This window comes from Photobacterium chitinilyticum (assembly GCF_004104355.1).
In the GTDB taxonomy this organism is placed as follows: domain Bacteria; phylum Pseudomonadota; class Gammaproteobacteria; order Enterobacterales; family Vibrionaceae; genus Photobacterium; species Photobacterium chitinilyticum.
Map to the genome: position 1 here is coordinate 1 of NZ_RJLM01000025.1, position 21,625 is coordinate 21,625.

At 46.0% G+C, this 21,625-nt stretch carries 14 protein-coding genes; 4 read left to right on the forward strand and 10 right to left on the reverse strand.

All coding sequences use genetic code 11. The features are described 5' to 3' along the window. Positions 1–132 precede the first annotated feature (132 nt). The 6 genes from EDI28_RS24920 to malT form a co-directional block, all read right to left on the reverse strand. Positions 133–681, reverse strand: a complete 549-nt coding sequence (locus tag EDI28_RS24920; RefSeq protein ID WP_128786565.1) for a DedA family protein — start codon at positions 679–681, stop codon at positions 133–135. Beyond that, positions 675–1,415, reverse strand: a complete 741-nt coding sequence (locus EDI28_RS24925; protein WP_128786566.1) for a glycosyltransferase family 2 protein — start codon at positions 1,413–1,415, stop codon at positions 675–677. The genes EDI28_RS24920 and EDI28_RS24925 overlap by 7 nt, the downstream gene beginning before the upstream one ends. A gap of 113 nt (positions 1,416–1,528) precedes the next feature. Beyond that, positions 1,529–2,302, reverse strand: coding sequence for an alpha/beta fold hydrolase (locus tag EDI28_RS24930; protein WP_128786567.1), 774 nt, complete (start codon positions 2,300–2,302; stop codon positions 1,529–1,531). Positions 2,303–2,550: 248 nt separating this feature from the next. Then, a complete protein-coding gene (locus EDI28_RS24935) occupies positions 2,551–2,826 on the reverse strand; it encodes a D-fructose-6-phosphate amidotransferase (protein ID WP_128786568.1) in 276 nt (91 codons plus the stop codon). Positions 2,827–2,987: 161 nt separating this feature from the next. Beyond that, entirely contained in the window at positions 2,988–3,665 is a 678-nt protein-coding gene (locus tag EDI28_RS24940; protein ID WP_128786569.1) for a DUF4336 domain-containing protein, read from the reverse strand. Between the two features lie 34 nt (positions 3,666–3,699). Then, complete coding sequence (gene malT / locus EDI28_RS24945; protein ID WP_128786570.1) at positions 3,700–6,408, reverse strand: HTH-type transcriptional regulator MalT; 2,709 nt, start codon at positions 6,406–6,408, stop codon at positions 3,700–3,702. Positions 6,409–6,891: 483 nt separating this feature from the next. Here malT and EDI28_RS24950 point away from each other — a divergent pair, with 483 nt between their 5' ends. The 4 genes from EDI28_RS24950 (at position 6,892) to EDI28_RS24965 (ending at position 15,661) form a co-directional block, all read left to right on the forward strand. After that, on the forward strand, positions 6,892–9,351 hold the full coding sequence (locus EDI28_RS24950; protein WP_128786571.1) for a glycogen/starch/alpha-glucan phosphorylase: 2,460 nt from the start codon (positions 6,892–6,894) through the stop codon (positions 9,349–9,351). A gap of 88 nt (positions 9,352–9,439) precedes the next feature. Beyond that, positions 9,440–11,626: a 4-alpha-glucanotransferase gene (gene malQ / locus EDI28_RS24955; RefSeq protein ID WP_128786572.1), complete on the forward strand. Its 2,187-nt coding sequence runs from the start codon at positions 9,440–9,442 to the stop codon at positions 11,624–11,626. Positions 11,627–11,636: 10 nt separating this feature from the next. Further along, the gene (gene glgB, locus EDI28_RS24960) at positions 11,637–13,820 is read left to right on the forward strand and encodes a 1,4-alpha-glucan branching protein GlgB (RefSeq protein WP_128786573.1); all 2,184 of its coding nucleotides are present in this window, start codon (positions 11,637–11,639) and stop codon (positions 13,818–13,820) included. A gap of 260 nt (positions 13,821–14,080) precedes the next feature. Continuing rightward, the gene (locus EDI28_RS24965; protein ID WP_128786574.1) at positions 14,081–15,661 is read left to right on the forward strand and encodes a methyl-accepting chemotaxis protein; all 1,581 of its coding nucleotides are present in this window, start codon (positions 14,081–14,083) and stop codon (positions 15,659–15,661) included. 79 nt (positions 15,662–15,740) lie between these two features. On the opposite strand, the gene EDI28_RS24970 is transcribed toward EDI28_RS24965, so the two are convergent. The 4 genes from EDI28_RS24970 to EDI28_RS24985 all read right to left on the reverse strand — a co-directional run bounded on the left by EDI28_RS24970 (position 15,741) and on the right by EDI28_RS24985 (position 21,124). After that, positions 15,741–17,039: a methyl-accepting chemotaxis protein gene (locus tag EDI28_RS24970; protein WP_128786575.1), complete on the reverse strand. Its 1,299-nt coding sequence runs from the start codon at positions 17,037–17,039 to the stop codon at positions 15,741–15,743. A gap of 336 nt (positions 17,040–17,375) precedes the next feature. Then, positions 17,376–18,236: a lipase secretion chaperone gene (locus EDI28_RS24975; protein WP_128786576.1), complete on the reverse strand. Its 861-nt coding sequence runs from the start codon at positions 18,234–18,236 to the stop codon at positions 17,376–17,378. A 3-nt stretch (positions 18,237–18,239) separates the two neighbouring features. After that, entirely contained in the window at positions 18,240–19,145 is a 906-nt protein-coding gene (locus EDI28_RS24980) for a lipase family alpha/beta hydrolase (protein ID WP_233353505.1), read from the reverse strand. A 332-nt stretch (positions 19,146–19,477) separates the two neighbouring features. Continuing rightward, the gene (locus EDI28_RS24985; protein WP_128786578.1) at positions 19,478–21,124 is read right to left on the reverse strand and encodes an ABC-ATPase domain-containing protein; all 1,647 of its coding nucleotides are present in this window, start codon (positions 21,122–21,124) and stop codon (positions 19,478–19,480) included. Positions 21,125–21,625 lie beyond the last annotated feature (501 nt).

Genomic DNA, 21,625 nt, shown 5'->3' on the forward strand with positions numbered 1-21,625 from the left:
TTTGGTCAAGGACAAGTTGAGCAGCTTCAAGCTTAAACTCAGGGCTATATGTTCTTCTGGTACGTTTGGTCATTGTGTCACCTGTTCAGTTGTGAGGTGATGATATCACCTCTAATCAGGTGGCCAAATTAACTATGCCACTTCAGTACTGAAAGCAATGACGAATAGACTGTGTTCTTTTAAGAAGAGGGTCACAGTAGCCATATCCGGCAGTAACTCGATACCCTGTGCCAGCAAAAAACCTGCAAGGACAAACTGCCCGACACCGATGAAAAGACCGATTAATGAAAACACGGTGAAAGTAACCCAGGGTAGCGCATAGCTGCCGGCGATAAAGGGCATTATCCAGGCAACGGGCCCCAGTAATCGGGCGATAGCGACTACCAGAGGTCCGCGTTTTCTCAGTACCAGCCTCGCTCTGGCAATGGCGCGTCGGGTTTTGGGAATACGCTGGCTGAGCCAGCGCCGGCCATTTACACCATACCGACGGCCAATGAAGTAACTGAGTTGGTCACCGATGAAGCCGCCGATGAGCACGGAAACGACACCGTAGACTGGACCGTTGCTCAGCAGGTAGCCTGCTGCAAGTAAGAAGGGCTCTCCTGGAAAAAAGAGGTTGGGCCCTATCAGTGCGTCGAGAAAACTACCGCCGAAAAACCACCACCAGCTGGCGTTTAGCATTTGTTTTCCGCGTCCTTGTAGTGGCCAAATTCATAGGTCATTTCATTGTTGCGCATTTCTCCGAAAAAAAAGCGGCGTACATTCGCTTTCAGATAGGTAAGCCCCATTTTGAAAAAGCCATCTTGCTCAAGTCGACGAGGATCAAACCAGAAGCTGACAGGTATCATTCGATAGCGCCAGGTTTCTGAGGCTCTGCGAACGTAGTCACAGTCTTCGCAAAGCACAATGCTTTCGTCAAAACCGCTGATTTCTTCATGTGCTCGTTTGGTTGAAAATAGGCAGGCACCGACTGATGTCGGGAAAAAGAACGAAGTGAGGTACAACCCGGCATTGAACAGGCCGTAGCCAAGGCGATACCCAGCAGAGAGTTCTTCTGCGCTCATATAAACACCAGCAACTTCTAACTTGCGTTTTTCAAGTTGGTGAAGGGCATTGGTCAGGAATGTTGGCTCTAATCGCACATCGGCATCGAGGAACAAGATACGTTCGAAAGAGGCAAGCTTGGCACCAGTATTGCGGCCAAGGCTGGTTCCTCTTCCTTCCATTTTATGGACTGACAAGGCTGGTAGTGCTTTTTCAAACCCTTGTGCAACCTCACAGGTGTTGTCATCACTGTTGGAGTCAACCACGATGACTTCAAAGCTCTGGTGGCTTTGCTTGCTCAGGTCCTCCAGCAGGCGGCCGATACGTTTCTCTTCATTTAGGGTAATAACAACAATACTAATAGGACTCATACTTTCCTCTCAAAGACTTAATGGGCTTAATTGTTGAGGGAAGTATGCTGTGGGGCGACTGAATAGGATGTGAGGGGCTAGTTCATATTATGTTCATGTAATTGAGTCAGTTATCAAAGAGCTCGTTGTTGAAAGAAGGCTTCGATCTGTTCACAGACCCATTCGGGTTCATCAAGCGGAAGATCGTGTCCGGCGTTAGGGTGAAGAAATAGAGGAAGATGCCAATGCGCAGCGAGTGCCTTGCTACAGGCTACATTGACCAGTTGATCTTGTTCTGATGCTAGCAATAGAACTGGTTTGGTCGGGGAGTAGCGGACACGATACCGGGCGGCAGCCTGAAGCTGAGCCAGTGTATTACGTGAACTGACGGGATATTGTTCACGCCACCTGACCCAATCTTTGAGGGTTCCTTGGTGCTGATGCAGGTTATTGGATGTTAGCGATAGGATTAGGGCTTCTTTGCGTTCGGGAGAACTGTGAAATATCTTGAAAATAGTCGGTAGTTGACGCCAGTTTAGTCGTTGATAAAAAGGTGAGTAGGGGCGGGTGCTGGTATTGATAAGCACGGCGGAATCTACTTCGTTGGGATAGCAAGTAATCCATTCTATCGCAATCATACCGCCCATCGAAATAGCAACAATATCGATAGAGTACGGGTTAATTTCTTCGAGCCGAAGCTGAACACGTAAGTCGTTCACCATCTTTCGTATTGAAGAAGGAGAATCGACCCGAAAGCGAGCGCCGTTTCCCGCCAGATCGAGGCAAATAACAGGCCGGTGGGGATATTGTTTACATAGCTGCTTACGGAAATCTCCCCAGTGACGCTGTTCACGAAGCAAACCGCGGATAAGCACGATAGGTCTCGGGCTATCTTTCTGAAATTTCATTAAATTACTCCGTTAGGGTGAATCGGAATACCATTGCGCTTTGGCTTTGTTGGCAAAAAACGGGGTGAGATCACTGTTGTACCAAGATTAATAAGAATAGGTGGCATTAATCAAAAACTCCAGAAGAGTCAGGTGAGTACGCTGTATGTGATGAGGACGTCGAATTGACTTCGCGGTGGGAGGCAAAAGATGAATAATTGGTGTTCTTATAGAAAACAGCCACTCCAGGGGGAGTGGCTGTTGTTAGCTTAATTACTGGCTTTTTTAGCTGCCTCTAGCTGATATTCTTCAACCTCTGATACCCACGTTGGACGGTTGATGTATTTGCCGAGCAAGTAGGAGGGAATTAAGAAAATAAACAGTGGTAGTGATTCATGGATATATGTACTGGCCAGTGCTTCTTCATGGGAGAAGTAGTTAAGTACTGCCAGAACGCCAAAAATACCACCTAACATAACCAGAATGGCTGAAACTACCAGAGTCAATCCGAGTAGATCTCTGAAATAAAGCTTAGATGCTTTCATGTTGCTCCCTCACATTTTTTTACGCTATGAATATACTCCTTGGAGCATATAAAAATGTGAAATATGTCATACAAATATAATTGGTGTTTACCCTATCGCAGGTAAATTGATTTAGAGCAAAGAGGTGAGGGAAATTTCCCTCATGAGAGGGTATGTATTTATTACAGGGCCCACTTGAAGGCATCATAAAAGCGTGATTTACCATTTTCGGTGATAAGCTGGCCGTGTGAGAGGATGATCCGTTCGAATGGCCAAGTCAGGATTTCTTGCAACGACTGTCGAAGCCGAGTCTTATCTTTAAATGTTAGTCGCCAGTACAATGGCATTGCGGGATTTTGGTAGCAGCCGTTCAGTAATGCGAGACCGATAGTCAGTATATTTGATGAGGGGTTTAACCAGGCAAGAGTATCGCCGACAATAAGGGTTTTTGATGTTGGGTCACAGAAGATAACTTCTTCCATTCTGTCGCTGCCGCGCAGCAGTGTCTGATAGAGCTGGTGACGCCATAATGAAGATGTCTGCGCACTCAGGGCATCATCAAAAGCAAGATCCGTGCGTTTGTTTTGAAGCCCTGGTGGCGCAAAAAAGTAGGCTTCCGGATATGCCAGCCACCACTCGGACAGGAATAGGTGGTGGTTCATATTTGGGGTAACAACGGCGTGTATTTGTCCAAGCTTGGTCAGTTCAAGCTGCAGTTGTGTCGTTAGCTGGACAGGAGAATGGATCAGTAATTTCTTGTTATCGAGCCGGATAACAGTCATACGCGCACCGACAGGAATGCCGTTCACTTTAAACGGCATATCCTGGTACCAAATTCGGTTACTACTCCATTCAATCATCGGTCATCCTTAACCTGTGATGAGCTGCGTTTGTTTAGAAGCCCATGAGTTTGAGTAAGTTTTCCGCTGTTTCGATAGCCTGCTGGCGATTGGCAATATTCAGCTTCTGGTAAAGATTTCGAATATGAGTCTTAATCGTCGTTGACGCTACATCAAGCTCAGAGGCTATTTGTTCATTACTGTAACCAGTGTAGATCAGTCCCAGCACTTGCCATTCACGTTGGGTTAGCGGGCTGGTACGGATCAGTTCTGGTACATCTGGCAGATTTAGTAATTTTTCGACAAAACTTTCATCGAAATGAACTGAACGATTACGTTCTTTGCTGGTCATTTCGCGTAACAGCTGACGCGCTCGATGCAATTCAAGCTCGTTGAGATTTTTACCATCAACAAGTTCTTGTAATAGATCACAAATGTCGGCGCCATCGCATAAGAAAATTCCAACCATCCCTGTACTGTTGGTTAAGACTAGGGCTTCTTTTAGCTGATCTAGCGCTTTTTCTCTTACGTTCATACGCTTGCTGAGTACTGCTTGTACCACAAGGTTACGGTTTTTGTCTGTGATCAGGTTATGCTTATCACAACTTTCTAGCAGCATATCCAAAATTGCTTGCGAGCGATTCAGTTCGCCAACATTCAGGCATGCTCGAGCGATATTGCGCCATTGTAACTGTTGGAAATGGTTACATGCGGCTTCTGGTTCCTCGGCCTTCTCTAGCCAACTTTGAATGCTGTCTGTGTCACCTTTGATCTGCCAGTAGAATAGGTTTGCCAAATCGGTATTGGCTCGCCAGTCAATATGGTAATCAGAACGATCCATCATGCTATTGCAAAGGTCGAGATAGCGGGCGGCCTTATCTTGCTCGCCACGGGTAATTGCAATTCTTGCTAGCATTGAATATGCATGAAGAGACTTGGTTTCATCAAATGGAGTCAGTACTTCCAGGCTCTTAAGGGCGGCTTCCTCGGCTTCGTCGAGTCGGTTCCAGCACCAGAGGATCTGGGCCCGAAGGCGCAGCAAAAATTCATGCAGAGGAACCTGCTGTAAATGCTGTTCTTTGACAAGCTTGAATGCTTGATCCAGTAGCTCATAGGCGGACTGAACATACCCTTGTGCCAGTAAAATCTCACTTTGCTGAAGCAATGCCCAAAGTGCTTGGTGATATACGTGGTACTGACGGGCCATTTTCTCAGTTTGCTGCATCATTGGCAGTGCACGACTAAGGTTTCCTAGGCAGTGATGTACTTCACCGACAACAGAGGTTGCCACAATTCGACTACGATAAGTGGTTGATGGCAGTTGGCCCAAGGCTTGCTCTGATAGGATGAGGGCATCTTCCGGCTTGCTTTGATTGATGGCAACCTGCGCTCGAAGGGCATTGAATTCCCCTTGGATAGCATCATCCAAGACAATGTTGTGCTTATGCATTTCCGCTTCGGATTCTGCAATCAGGTCACCTACGTCATTATAACGATGCTGACTTTGAATCAGCCATAGACGCAACAGGGCCAGACGTGGCGTGCTGAACAATTTTTCCTTGTCCAGCAAGTCAATGCCGTCTTCAAGCAGTTTAAGTTCACCATGGTGGAACATGTCCCAGCCAAATTCCGATAGGATTTCGATGCTAAGATCTGTATCTTCGCTTTTTTGGGCATGGAGCAAAGCTTGTTGTGGTGAATTTTGTTTTAGCCAGGCTCTTGCGGCAAGCGAGTGAAGCTCTGATCGTTGTTGCGGTATTTGTGAATAACGTTGGTGGCGCAAAAATTCTGCAAATAGGTTATGGAAACGATACCAGTTATTATCGCCTTCCAATGTATTGAGGAATAAACCAAACCGGTTAAGTGATTCCAGCATCGCCAGGGCATCGCTTCGTCCGGTTAAATCGGTAACCAGCTCGGCATTGAATATGTCGAGGACAGAACATTGCAGTAAGAATTGCTGAGTTTCGGCATCCAGTTGGTCAAAGACCTCTTCGGCCAGATAGTCCCATAAGTGGCCACGGTTGAAATTAGCCATCGAAACAGCTGATTCAACGAGGTTGTTTGGTCTTTGTTGAGCGTGCAGGGCGATTAGCTGCAGTGCCGAAGGCCAACCCTCTACTTGCTCGCGCAGGGATTTTAGTACGTCAGACTCGACATTGTCAGCGACGCGCTTGTTGAAGAAACGCTCGGTTTCTTCTTCATCAAAAGCCAGTAAATCGTTGTCGACTTCAATCAGTAAATCCCGAACACGCAGGTTGGCCGTTCCCAGAGGCGGAAGTGTACGACTGGTAACGACGAGAGTGAGATTGTCGGGCATGTTTTTCAGGAAGAAGCGCATTCCGTCGTGAATATCATCATTGTTGATGACATGGTAATCGTCTAATACCAGGTATGTTTGCTCATGGTAGTTACTGATCTCGCCGAATAATTCGCTAAACAGTGTCGACATGCAGGCAAACTGTCGGCGCTCTGCCATCGCCTGTGTTTTAAGGCACGCGTTATCCGTAGCCTTATTAATCGATTGCAGAAGATAATTTGCAAAGCGGAATGTGTCGTTGTCGTTTTCGTCGATGTTGAACCAGCCGGTATGCGGGTGTTCACTCAACCATTGTGCAGCCATGGTTGTTTTGCCGTAACCCGCTGGAGAACGAAACAGAACAAGACGGTAAAAAGGAGCCTGATCAAGAGCTTCCAGCAAACGAGGACGTAGTATCGCATTGTGAAGGCGTGCCGGGCGAGTCAGTTTTGATGGTATCCACATAGTCTTGCTATCTTTTGTAAGAGTTCAGGTTCCATTAAAGCTCTTAGGTATTAATTTCCCGTTTTACACAGGATATAGGTGAGCTTTATGCCATGGGGTGATTAAAATCATGCAATAAAATAATTTCATGACATTTGATCTGGACCCTAACTTTACGCACCTTCACGGCGAAATCAGCAATTCTATGACTTCTCATCCCCAGAAATATGAGTCGGCTCACATATATTGAAACAGTCATCAAAAAATGGGTCTCTTGTTGCGCATGTGAATTAACCTATTATTGTGAATCAAGTTGCATTGTTTGTTCCATGGGGAGCTGTCTACACCTCGAAATTTTGCAGGAGGTCACATTAGGGAGGGGGATCGGGTAACTACGCCCCTCATACTCATCCCTAATCCTCCCCGAGGCGGGAGGATGTTTTAACAGATAGTTGAAGGCAACATAGTCACCAGTTGGAAATAATCCTAGAGCGAGATTGAACCATGTCTAAAAATGGTCAGACACAACAATTTGACAAGCCTGCATTTAAAGCGGCTGTAGAGAAACACCTGACAACGACGTATGCAAATACAGCAGAGACTGCTACTTCACGTAGCTGGTATCTGGCAATGGGCCGTGCACTGGCTGAAATCAGTACCGGTAACCTGCTAGAAACAGAAAAGAAACTAGCAGAAGAGAAAGCACGTAGTGTTAACTACCTTTCTTTGGAATTCCTTATTGGCCGTCTGACTGGTAATAACCTGATCAGCATGGGTCTATATGAAGATGTTGCCGCAGCAATGGAAGAGATGGGTCATAACCTGACTGATCTACTTGAAGAAGAGCGTGACCCAGCATTGGGTAATGGTGGTCTTGGCCGTCTAGCTGCATGTTTCATGGACTCACTAGCGGCACAAGAATACCCTGCTGTAGGTTATGGCCTGCACTATGAATACGGTTTGTTCCGTCAGTCTTTCGTGGAAGGCCGTCAGGTAGAAGCCCCGGATGCATGGCGTGGTCTTGAAGGCTACCCGTGGGAAGTTATTCGCCCAGAGCTTGCACAGACAGTTAGCCTTTACGGTCATGTTGAAGCTTACACTGACGAAAATGGCAGCGCTTGCCGCCGCTGGGTTCCAGGTATGACCGTAGAAGGTGTTGCTTGGGATCTTCCGATTGTCGGTTACGACAACAAGAGTGTTTATCCACTTCGCTTATGGGAATGTCGCTCTAATGCGCCGTTCAACCTAGCGCGTTTCAATGATGGTGACTATGTTGGTGCTCAGTATTCGGCATTAGAAGCTGGTAACGTAACCAAGGTTCTGTACCCGAATGATAACCACGACCAGGGCAAAGCCCTTCGTCTGATGCAGCAGTACTTCCATTGTGCTTGTTCGATTGCCGATATTTTACGTCGTCACATCGGTGCGGGTAACAAGATTGAAGATCTGTCTAAGCTTGAAACTATCCAGCTTAACGATACTCACCCGACAATCGCAATCCCTGAGCTGATGCGTATTCTGATTGATGAATACAAGCTGGGCTGGGATGCGGCATGGGCAATTTCTTCAAAGACTTTTGCCTACACCAACCATACGTTGCTTCCTGAAGCACTTGAAACGTGGAGCGAAGCACTAATTGCACAAATGCTGCCTCGCCACATGGAAATTATCTTTGAAATCAACCACCGCTTCATGAAGCTGGTTGAGAAAACCTGGCCTGGCAACAACGAAGTTAAGCGCAAGCTATCTATCATTGAGGAAGGTCCTCAGCGCATGGTACGTATGGCAAACCTTTGTGTTGTCAGTACGTATGCCGTCAACGGCGTAGCAGCACTGCACTCAGAGCTGGTTAAGCGTGATCTATTCCCTGAGTTTAACGAGCTGTACCCTGGCCGTCTTCAGAACGTGACCAATGGTGTAACGCCGCGTCGCTGGATTAAATATTGTAACCCAGGCCTTTCTGCGCTGATCAGCGAGAAAGTGGGTAATGATTGGCCTAAAAAGCTTGAGAAAATTGCCGGTCTTGAGAAGTTCGCTGAAGATGAAGCGTTCCAGAAACGCTACATGGCAGTGAAGAAAGAGAATAAGCAGCGTTTGGCTGATTGGGTTGAAGAGAACATGGGTATCGAGCTTGATACGAATGCCATCTTTGACATCCAAATCAAGCGTCTGCACGAGTACAAGCGTCAGCACCTGAACCTGCTTCACATTCTGTCGCTATACCATCGTCTGCTGAACGATTCTACATTTGATATGCAACCACGCGTATTCTTCTTTGGTGCCAAGGCGGCTCCGGGTTATGCGCTGGCGAAAGACATTATCTTCGCTATCAATAAGATTGCAGAAAAGGTGAACAACGATTCTCGCCTTGGTGGCAAGTTGAAAGTGGTATTCATCCCTGACTACCGTGTAAGCCTTGCAGAAATTCTATTCCCTGCAGCTGATGTTTCCGAGCAAATCTCTACAGCCGGTAAAGAAGCGTCGGGTACAGGTAACATGAAGTTTGCACTAAACGGTGCACTGACCATCGGTACGATGGATGGTGCAAACGTTGAAATGCGTGAAGAGCTTGGCGATGACAATATCTTCATCTTCGGTCTGTTGGTTGATGAAGTACAGAAACTACAAGAAGAGGGTTACGACCCTTACCGTTATTACCATGCTGATAGCTTACTGCGCGCAGCACTGGATCTATTGGAAACTGATGAGTTCACACCAGGCTACCCAGGCCAGCTGGCAGCTATTCGCCATAACCTGCTGGACGGTGGTGACCCTTACCTGGTACTGGCTGACTTTGCAGACTACGTGAAAACTCACGAGAAAATTGATGCTGAATACCGTGATCAGAAAAACTGGGCACGCAAAGCAATTCTAAATACAGCATTAATGAGCAAGTTTAGCTCAGACCGTAGTATTCGAGACTACGCCAATAACATCTGGAAACTAGAGCCAGTAAACCGTTAATTCACCCCCTTTGGTGATTTAGAGTCTGAATTGATATCAGCAAAACCCTAACATCGAAGCGGCCGCAAGGCCGCTATCGGAGAGAACGATGAAAGACGATCAAGTATTAAAACAAGTTGCTGACATGGTAGGTATTGCAGATAGCTATATCAGTGCTTGGGGAGATGAAGCCAAAGTTGAGAGCGAGACGATCCGTCGTCTGCTAGCAGCTCTTGGTTACGATACAAAAAACGACGAAGCGTTGCTTGAGTCAGCGAATAAAAAACAACGTCCTGATGTTCTGGCTCCGGTACAGGTTGTTCGTAGCGGTGAGTCGATGCGCATAGCGATGCACTTAGGCCAGAGTGCACGGATCAGCGATTTTAGCTGGCGTCTGGAAACAGAGCAGGGTGAAGTAATGGAAGGCTGGCTGCAATCGCAGTTGATCAGTGACGAGCGCGCAAATGGCGGCCCGTTGGTGTTCGCGCTGCCTGATGACCTGGAATGGGGTTATCACAAGCTGCAAGTTTTCCGCAAGCGTCGTAAATCTCCGTTTGAAATGACTTTGATCGTTACTCCTCAGTCTTGTTACAAGCAAGATGCCTTGTTAGAAAACAAGAAACTGTGGGGTACTAGTGTTCAGCTGTATTCAATTCGAACTAATCACAACTGGGGGATTGGTGATTTCGGTGATCTGAAACAATTAGTTGCCGATGTTGCCGCTCGTGGTGGTGATTTTGTGGGTTTAAACCCTATTCACTCCTTATTCCCAGCCAACCCTGAAGGTGCGAGCCCATATAGCCCGTCATCACGCCGTTGGCTGAACCTGATGTACATTGATGTGAGCTCTGTTTCTGAGTTCGCCCAGTGTGACGAAGCACAGCAATTAGTAGGAAGCCCTGAGTTTCAGCAGCGTCTGGTAGAAGCCCGTGATGCCAATTGGGTGAACTACAGTGAAGTTTCTTGCCTGAAAATGGCCGTACTTCCTTTGTTGTTTGACACATTCTGCGAGCGTCATCTTGACAAAAAAACTGCCCGCGCTCAGACATTTTTGAAGTTTGTCGAGCAAGGTGGTGAAAGCCTGCTTCATCAAGCAGCCTTTGATGCGCTTCATGCCGAGCTGAAAAAAGAAGATGATTCAGTATGGGGCTGGCCGGTATTCCCCGAAGAGTATCGTCATTTCGATAATCCTGCAGTACAGACATTTATCAAGAAGAACTTTATTAAAGTTCAGCTATTCATGTACTTGCAGTGGTTGGCCGATAGTCAGCTAGCTGAAGTCAATGAGCTGGCAGATGAAAAAGGTATGGCTATGGGCCTATACCGTGATCTGGCTGTCGGTGTCTGTGATTCTGGTTCAGAGACCTGGGCTGATCATGGTGCACTTTGTCAGGACGTCAGTGTCGGTGCTCCGCCGGATATCTTAGGTCCGCTTGGCCAGAACTGGGGGTTGCCACCACTTAACCCTGAAGTACTGAAAGAAAGAGCCTATGAACCTTTTGTTCAACTGCTTCGCGCGAACATGCGTAGCTGTGGTGCATTGCGTATCGATCATGTTTTAGGCCTGCTGCGTTTGTGGTGGATCCCTAAAGGTGAAGGTGCGAAGGACGGGGCGTATATGTACTACCCGGTAGACGATATGATGGCTATCCTCGCGCTTGAAAGTCACCGTTACCAATGTACTGTGATTGGTGAAGACTTGGGTACTGTACCTGACGAGATTGTCGAGAAGCTATCTACAGCGGGTATTCACTCTTATAAGGTATTCTTCTTCGAGACAGCTGAAGATGGTGGCTTCTATTCACCAGTACACTATACGGAACAGTCCATGGCTGCATTGTGTACTCATGATATGCCAACGCTACGTGGCTTCTGGCACTGTGATGATCTTAAAATGGGTGAAGAACTAGGCTTGTATCCTGACAAGGAACAGCTATCCGGCCTATTTGACAGCCGTGCTGAAAGCAAGCAAAAAATTCTTGATAGTTTGGCTTGGCATGGTTATCTTCCTGAAGGTGTTGGGCAAAATGCTGCATATGTTCCGATGGATCAACATCTGAGCGAAGGTATGCAATTGCATTTGGCAGCAAGCTCCAGTGCACTGTTGAGCTTACAGCTTGAAGACTGGCTTGAAATGGACCAGCCAGTAAATATTCCAGGAACCGTCGATGAGTATCCAAACTGGCGTCGTAAGCTTTCTACTACCTTAGATGATATTTTTACTCGCCAGAATATTGTTGACTTGACTCGACGTTTAACTGAAACACGAGAGAAAGCTTCACAAATATCTAACTAGGAGTAATGCGTTGGACACACTGACAGTGACCCGCAGTGATAAGGAATATGTGCAGCTCGAAAGAGCTGCATTCTCAGACCCATTTTCTTTTTTAGGCCCTCAATATCAGCCTCACGGTGCTGCACTTCGCGTGTGGATGCCTGGGGCTGAAAGTGTTGTTGCAGTAACGGAAAACGGCGAACGTTTCACTTTAGCCCGAGAAGCGGATAGTGGCTTTATCCTGGCAGGTGATGCAGACCTTACCACTGCTCTTTATCAGCTAGACATACGCTGGCCGGAAGGCGAGCAGACATTCTACGACCCTTACCAATTTCATAACCTGCTACCATCAGGCGAAGCCTTAACTACACCTTCTCTCATGCACAGTGAGATGGGGGCCCAGTTGATCACTCTGACTAAAGGCAGCCAGTCTGTTTCGGGTGTTCGTTTTCTGATTTTTGCCCCGAATGCGTCGGCAGTAAGTGTTGTTGGTCAGTTTAATGCGTGGGATGGCCGTCGCAATCCCCTTCAGAGGTTGGATAATGGCCTTTGGGGCTTATTCATTCCTGGCCTTGAAGAGAATGAGCTGTATAAGTTCGAACTAAAGGACAATGAGGGTAACGGCCTTCCGCACAAGGCGGATCCATGGGGGTATTACTCGGAGCAATACCCGTCATTTGCCTCGAAAATTTACGATCAGTCGCGCTATCAGTGGAATGACAGCAAGTGGCAGTCGCGTCCGGTAACAGCCAAACATCAGCAAGCCCTTTCTTTCTATGAACTGCATGCTGGTTCATGGCGTACCAAGGAAAATGGTGACTTTCTAACTTATCGCGAGCTTGCGGATGAGCTGATCCCTTATTTACAGGATATGGGTTATACCCATGTCGAGCTTATGCCTATCTCTGAGCATCCATTCTATGGTTCATGGGGGTATCAGCCAATAGGTCTGTTTGCACCTAGTAGCCGTTATGGTTCGCCAGATGACTTTAAGTATTTTGTTGACCAGTGCCACCAGGCCGGAGTTGGTGTCGTACTTGATTGGGTGCCTGCACACTTCCCGTCGGATGATCACGGCTTGGCAAACTTTGACGGTACGTCACTGTTTAACGACCCCGATCCCCGTCGTGGCTGGCACCAGGATTGGCAAAGCTATATCTATGACTACGGTCGTGATCATGTGCGTCGCTTCTTGGTATCGAACGCTCTATTCTGGTTTGAGCACTATCATATCGACGGCCTGCGCGTTGATGCGGTTGCTTCAATGCTCTACCTTGATTATTCCCGTGAGCACGATCAGTGGATTCCTAACCACGAAGGCGGAAATGTCAACTTCGATGCCGTTAGTCTACTCCGTTGGATGAACGAGGAAGTTTACCGTCATTATCCGAATGCAATGACCATTGCAGAAGAGTCGACGGCATATCCAGGCGTGTCTAAACCGACGGATATGGGCGGTTTGGGCTTCGGATTTAAATGGAATATGGGCTGGATGCATGACAGTCTCTCCTACATTAAGGAAGAGCCCGTTCATCGCAAGTACCACCATAACACGATAACTTTCCCGATGGTTTATGCTTTCAGCGAGAACTATGTCTTGTCTTTGTCTCATGATGAAGTGGTGTACGGTAAAGGATCGCTTCTGAACAAGATGCCGGGTGACGAGTGGCAACAAACGGCCAACTTACGTGCATTTATGGGCTATATGTATGCTCAGCCGGGTAAGAAGCTGAATTTCATGGGAGCCGAAATTGCACAAAGTGCAGAGTGGGCCCACGAAGGTCAGCTGGAGTGGCACTGGCTGCAATACCCAAGACATAGCGGTGTTCAGGCGTTGGTTCGTGATCTGAACAAGCTTTATACCAGTACACCGGCGTTATTTGAGCAAGACTGTTCTCCTGAAGGGTTTGAGTGGCGAGTTCAAGATGATGCTGAGCAAAGTATCTTGGCCCATGAGCGTATTGCGTTAAATGGTGACAAGGTATTGGTTGTTTCGAATTTCACTCCAATATCGCGTCAAGGTTATACGTTCGGTGTGCCAGAGGCTGGTGAGTATCAGCTCGTATTAAACACTGATGATGAAAAATATTGGGGCGGCCAAGCTCCTGTTACTCAGATCGTTCATACGACGAACGAGTCAAGCCATGGTTTGGCGCATTCGATTAAGCTCGATCTCCCTCCGTTATCTACTGTGTTCCTTTCTTTTTCTAAGTAGTAACAACGATGCAAAGCTAATATAAGCCCGTGATGGAGATCACGGGCTTTTTGCTATCCATGTCAAATTTTAATGATACACAATGCAACTTATACATAAACTGTTGTAACCATGTCCTTTTATTGACATTTTTGCGTCAAATTAACTTACATCAAGTTGTTACTATGGGATAAATGTCACAATGCCATGGCAACCTTGTTTCATGGCACAAACAATATTGCCTTGTAGAAGAAGAACGCTAATAAAGAATAGAGATAATAATGACAAGAACAGTAGACCAAGCCTCAGCAAATCTTGGCGGTAAGGCGGTTGATTACTCAACAGCATTAGATTTGATATCAACGACCGACCCACAAAGCCATATAACCTATGCAAACCAGACTTTCTGCGATGTTGCGGGCTATAGCGAAGAAGAACTGGTAGGTAATCCTCATAATTTAGTACGCCATGGCGATATGCCCAAAAAAGCATTTGAACAGTTGTGGCAATATGTCCAAGCTGGTAAAAGCTGGATGGGTATTGTCAAGAACCGCTGTAAGAATGGAGACTATTATTGGGTTTCTGCTTTTGTTACGCCAATAACCGATGAAAATGGGCAAGTTATTGAATACCAGTCTGTTCGTAGCCGTCCGACAGAAGAAGAGGTTCAGCGGGCAACTGAAGCATACAAAAATCTCGACAATGGTTCAGGAGGAGCAAAGAAGCTTAGGTTTCGTCAGGGGTTATGGCTAAATTGCTTAATATCTCTGGCGTTTTTACTCTCCATAGTACAATTGTTTGTTGATGTACCGCTGATGATTGCAGCGTTGTTGCCTATATTGCTGTTAGCGGGATTGGCTATTAATGCAAATTCTCAATCTCGTTTGAGCAGGGTGCAGGAACTGGCTAAAAAGGCCTATGACAACCCGGTTATGGAGCCTATCTATACCGGAAAAAAAGACGACTACTCGGTTGTTGAACTGGCATTGAGAATGCGTCGCTCAGAGCTAAGAGCCATTGTAGGAAGGGCTAGTGAGACATCCGGTGATATTCTTATTTCAGCCGAGGATGAATTTGCCAATAGTCAGCAAATCAAAACGAATTTGTCGCAACAAGCTGAAGCAACAGAGCAAGTCAGTGTGGCGATGGGACAAATGTCATTGACAGTCAGGGAGGTGGCAGAAAGCGCAGCCCAATCATCGACACTGACTTTCCAGGCGCAGGAGATGGCTGGAAGTGGTCAAACAAGTGTTGAAACAACCATTGAGTCTGTACTTTCGCTTCACAGTGAACTTGATAACTCAAAGCAGGTTATCAATGCTTTGTCTGAAAGCAGTCGTCAGATTGAAGGCATCCTTGATGTTATTGGCTCAATTGCCGATCAAACCAACTTACTTGCGTTGAATGCGGCGATTGAAGCCGCTCGAGCCGGTGATCAGGGACGCGGTTTTGCTGTTGTTGCCGATGAAGTCCGTTCGTTGGCACAGAAGACACAGTCCTCAACGGGAGAAATCCATGAAATGATCAACCGCTTGCAAGCAACGGCAAAACAAGCAGTAGAAGCGGTTGAACGCGGCGGTGAACTCTCTGAGCACTGTCGCCAGCAAGCGATCGAAACCGGCGAGCGCCTTAACGACATTAACGAAATGCTGAATAAGGTAACAGACAGTAGTCACCAGATTGCTTCAGCAGTGGAAGAACAAGCTGGTGTTAGTGATGAAATAGCCCGTAATATTGAGCAAATCAGTGATCTGACTTCTTCAACATCTGAAACCAGTGATAAGTCGGTTGAAAGTACCCGGATGCTGGTGGAGCGTCTTGAAGCCCTTCAGCGTCTGATGGTGCAGTTTAAGCGAAGCTAATTTTATCCAGATTGGCGTGATATACGCAGAGATAGCAATGGCAGGTAATTAATATTACCTGCCATTTTTACTTCGCTTTTTATGTTTCTGACAAATTCATTACGGTTTTAGATACATTTTCAGCACCCTTGTAGATCTCATCCATAACCGTAGATACCTCCGTGATTTTATTCATTCCATCATTGGCTATAGAGGCGACCTCATCCATAGCAGTGGTGGCGCTATCAGTTAGGTTCTTGTTATCCAGAACAACACTGGCGATTTCACTAGTTGATTGACTGGTACGGGATGCCAACTGCCGTACTTCATCGGCAACAACTGCAAAACCGCGTCCCTGATCACCAGCTCGTGCTGCTTCAATCGCTGCATTAAGTGCTAGTAGGTTAGTTTGATCAGCAATGTCTTTAATCGTCGATACGATTGCTTCAATATTTTGAGATTTTGTATTCAATAGCTGAATCTTACTTGAGGCCTCTTTTACTTTCTCTGATATCCCCACGGAAACGGTTACCGAATCATTGAGAAGCTCAGAACCTTGTTTTGCAATTTGGGCAGTTTCAACGGATGTACTGTAAGCAATATCAGATGCTTGAGATACAGCCTCATTCTTTTCTATTTGTTTTGTAATGTCAGAAGCAAATTTGACGACTTTGACGACCTTTCCGGAAGAATCAATAATTGGATTATAGGTAGCTTCTAGCCAGACAGCCTCTCCATAACTATTTCTTCTTAAAAACTGACCAGATTTAAATTGGCCACTTTCTAAATCATGCCAAAAAGAAGGGTTGTCGGCATAAAAGCTATCATCGCAGAACATCTTGTGGTGCTGTCCGGCAATTTGATTTATTGAATAGCCTACAGTAGAGAGGAAGTTTTCATTTGCCGTAAGAATGTTTCCTTTCGGATCGAATTCAATAGTCGCTAGTGAACGATTTAAAGCCGTTAATACGCTTTCTTTGTTCATGCTTTCTATCTTACTGGCAGTAACATCTGAAGCGATCTTCATTATTTTGGTTACTTTCCCATTAGTTTTTATCGGGAAGTAGGTCGCTTCAAGCCACAATGTATTTCCAGCTTTATTTTTTCGTTCGAAAGTTCCTTTCTCTGCAAGTCCTTGTCTTAGTTGTTTCCAGAAGTTTTCATATTCAAGTGATTTAACATGTGACGGAAGGCACATCACAGAGTGATGTTTCCCGACGACTTCTTCGGTTCTATAACCTGTAATATCTAAAAAAAGCTGGTTGGCACTGAGAATATTACCTTGTGTATCAAACTCAATTGTTGCAAGGCTCTCATTAATGGACTCAATGACAGCCTCAAGGTTTGTGACGATGTCTTGTTTGCAGCTGAGCTCTGCTTTTAATTTACGATTAAACATTCAACCCTCAATCCTATCTAATTGAATTTTGTTATTTTTATCATCAATAGAAGCTTGTCTAACAAGGCATACACGGAGGTATGATTTTGTTACTGTTTGCTTTATCAATAGTGTTTGATAATAGCTAATATTTGTTCATGTAGCATCACAAACTTACACAATTTCTCTGTTGTTTTTTAAATATACTGATGAAGCAACTAGATAGCTGCATTATATATTAATCAATAGCGACGATCCCAAAGAGTTAACAACTTGAAGGTAAATGATTTGTTGGTGAGGTGTTGATACCTTGGTGTGTTTTGCTATTTAATCATAAATATACAATACGGCTTTTTCTTATGACTTTAGTCGCTCATCTGCAATTCTTTCTAATGCTTGAACTCGTCGGATTTGGTTTACAGAGAATATACTGTTTCTCAATGTGTTAATTTCACTTTGTTGTTCTTCGATGTTTAACTGGTTATTGGTTTGTATTTTTTTACGTTGCTCAAGGTATTTCTCCATTGTCTGTTTGAATTGATCACGCTCCAGAGCAAGAGTTTCAAGTCTATTGGCTGCCTCAGTACCTACCAATTCTTGATGGGCAAGATAGCGTTCCTGATCATCCATTGTCTTCGTATGCTGCAGTTGACTTAGCAGGCTGGCATTTTGATAGCTTTGTTGTAAGTCGGGAGATAACAGGTCAATTTCTTGTTGCCAGAGAACAGTTGCATCTTCAGAATTTTGAGCTTGCTGTTGAATATCCAGTTGCTTCAAGGCCAATTCTCTTAGTTGATTCTCTTCTGCAAATAGTTGCTGCTGTTCTTGTGGGGAAAAGAATTGAAGTTGGAGGTTGATGAGCTGATCCATTAGTTGACGGATCTGTTCAATATTGAGCTTGTCAATATCAGTGGAGTCTATATTTGTTAGGGCGGCCTTATAGTCAATAAACCGTTGGAAGAGCTCTTCATCGAGCTGATAAGCGTTGGCTTGTTCTTTGTTGTACGAATTGAAATTGTTTTTGAGGGTGCTGAGATCAGCCTCACCTAGACCAGACAGGAAATATTCAAAGGTATCGCGAGAGGATTCAGTATCAACACTGGTGTCTTGCTGTGAAGCGAGTTTGGTGACTGGTTCATCAGAGGTCGGTATACGGCTGTAATAGACCGCACCAGCAGCCCCAACAACGCAGAGTAACGCGAGTGCGGTTTTTTTCATAACTTACAATCCTTGTAGCTGCAGTCTGTTGGCGTGCTGACGATACAGCGTGGTAGGAGCCGTTTCGAATAGGTGGGTTATTCCTAGCATGCCGTTGATTTCATCAAGGTGGTTCATTTTATAGTCATCCCTGATAACTTTGCCCAGATGGGTGCTGCATTGGCCGACAAGGCCGTCATTGGGTTCATCAAAGGCTAGACCTAAAATGACCATAGCGGCATCAGTTGGATCTAAGGCATTAGTGAAGTTTCTGGTACCTGTCCAAGAGTAATAATATACGCCGTTTGTAGCGATATAGTCACCGTCTCCACATGCAGTAGTAGGGACTCCTTCAGGATAGTCCTGATTGAATTTCAGTGAGCCCTCGGTAGTCAGTGCTGCTAGAGAGGCTAGTGGGTCTTGTGGTAGATCACTGCCCCCGGATAACAAGTTTATTAGTGTTACCAAGCCTTCTGCGAGCTTAACAGCGACACCTTCAGGCAGTGAACCATCCGGAACGGTACCTCGTACAATATCAGCAACACGTGAGCCTTTGTTTACTCCCCCGATACTGGTCACAGAGGCAACAAGTTCCGGGGCAACAGAGGCAACGTAACGTGCGGTGGGGCCACCATGACTATGGCCAATAAGATTCACTTTTGGCGCACCAGTAACGGCAAGGACCTCTTGTACCTGAGTAAGCAGTTGCTCCCCACGCAATTCGGTGCTGTTGGTGGCAGAGATTTGCGCTACATAGACAGTTGCTCCGCTCTTGGTTAATGCCTGTGGGATGCCATAGAAATAATCAATACCGGCCAGTGAATCAAAGCCAAATAGCCCATGAACCAAAACGATTGGATACTTGGTTTCTGTATAGCCTTTTTGGCTGACGCCCGAAGGTGAGGTGCTGGCTTGGCTGGTAAATGAAATGACGCAAAATAAAAGTAGGGTTGTGATACGTTTCAATTTGACTCTCCTTGTTAGACCTCCGATGAACAAAAACAATCCTAGTACGTAAATATGTACATATTTGAATAACTGCTCTAATTGTGATCAGTCGCTGGTTGTTTGAAACATCATCAACATCAAAGGAACAGTTTTACAGCTGTATTGAGCGTGAATAGCTGGTTAGTTTTCGTTTGCGTAGGTTCTGGGATATCGGTGTGGAGGAAGTTGAACGTGGGTGGGTATAGGATATAGTGAAAGAAAAAGCGGCATTTTGTCATGCCGCCTTTAGGTGATTTCAGTGTTGTTATTTAGCGCTATTTAAAGTCTGCTGCTCGCATACGGTTAAGTACCGCCATAACTTCAACTACGCGAGGTTTGGCCAAATCGCCGTAATTAGGCATCATCTTAAACCAATCATCGTGCAGCATTTGTTGGAATGCTTTGCTTGGATTCTTCTCCCAGCCTTTGCCTTGTGCCAGCTGGAACCAAAGCCATCCGACAGCATGGAGTTGACTCGAGTCGGCAACCTGCTCCAATGCCTGTAGGTCGACAAATTCACGACCGAAACGTAGTGAAGTCTTGTCTTTTACCTGAATTCTGAATTTTCCGTCTTCCAACATCGTCTGTAACGCAGAGCGATTAATCTTACGGGTACGAGGATGTTGGATTTCTTCAGAGCCTTCAAGCTGGCGACGGGTAGGGTGAGATTTTACCACCTCGCGTGCTTTGGCTGTTACATCGACAGCTTCGTAGTTATGCATCTGGATAACAGTGTCTGCGACATCCAGGTAGTCACCAGAGCCACCCATAACCAACAGTACGGAAACATTCAGTTGATCACGAAGTAGTGAGATACGGTCGACCAACGGGGTTATTGGCTCATCGCTTTTAGCGATCAGAGACTGCATACGCTCATCTCGGATCATGAAGTTTGACGCCGATGTATCTTCATCAATGAGCAATGCTTGGGCACCGGCTTCCAGTGATTCCTGTAGCCAGGAAGCTTGTGAAGTGGACCCTGACGCATTTTGCGTACTGAATGCGCTGGTATCTTTACCCATTGGCAAGTTGCTGATATATGGTGTCAAATCAACGTTATGGACACAGCGACCGTCTTCTGCTCGTATCTTAGAAGCCGTATCATCAGTGACAACATAGCTACGTCCATCGCCAGGGATGTGGTCATAAACCGAGTTTTCAATGGCATTAAGCAGGGTTGATTTACCATGGAAACCGCCGCCAACGATCATGGTGATGCCCAAAGGAACCCCCATACCGCGTATCGTACCTTTGTGAGGAGCCTCTAGCGTGATAGCGAGACTCTCCGGGCTGACAAACGGGACGGCATCGGGCATTGGTAAATCACTGTTACCGGCTAGACGAGGCAGGATACTTTCGTCTGCGACGAAAGCCATTAGTCCCTTTTCTTTTAGTTGGTGACGAAGCGCGACCTGATCTTCCACTGTTTCGCAGTGGCGCTTCATTTCGTCTAGTGGCAATTCACGAGCGATAGTTGCACGGCGGATGATTTTCGGCATGGTAAAAGTCAGCAGATTAGCTGTCTTTTTAGCAATAATGGTACGGCCATCGGCGGGCAGGTTTATCCGAAAACGAAGTTCGATAGCATCATCATCGAAGACAACAGCTGTACGGTCAAGAATAGTCTGACCCGGACGATCAATTTGAATTTCGTTAATTTGCTGCGCTAGATCAGCAAATTGACGTGCAATAAAATCACGGGCAGCACGCTGATAATCAGTAGACTGTTCCTTTAACCACTCAAGATCGGTTAATGACCACTTACGGCGAGCGCGAACACGCGAAGCCGGAGCGTAGGGGTCAGCCTGCGTCGTATCGATATAAAAGTCGAAGTCAACGAATTGATATTCTCCACGCAGGCTTGAATAGCTGCGGTAATTGTGACGGTCAATTTTATGTAATTTGGCTTCGAGTAATTGCATATCGCCTCGATATCGTACGTTGATAATTCCGGGGGCTGGATTCTACACGAAAGGCATACGAATCGGTACACTTATCTGAGTTTTCAGTCAGCTATCGTATGCCGTTAAATAATACACTAGTTCTCCTCCGTGAGTATTCTTGCTCTGAAGATCAAAACCGATTTGGTCGAAGTAGTGGGAGGGGCTTCCACTTTGGTCTAATTGTGCAATTTTACTGATCCGCTAAGTTTGTAATAGACGGTGACGGCAAGTGAGGGAGAAATCATGCTGGAGACCACAATGAGTTTTGCCGAAATGATTTTGATTCTGTCTGGACTCTTGTTCATAGCCAAGAGTGTAATACAGTATGGCAAGCGGACGAGCGATTGGTCTGGCGCTATCAAAATGTTTTACAAGCGGGTTGGCATGGATACCGCAGAATATAAATCGTATCGCCTGGGAGTCAGCTGCTTTGTCATTGGAGTTGCCGTAAGGATTGTGAATTTGACGTTTTGGACTGTC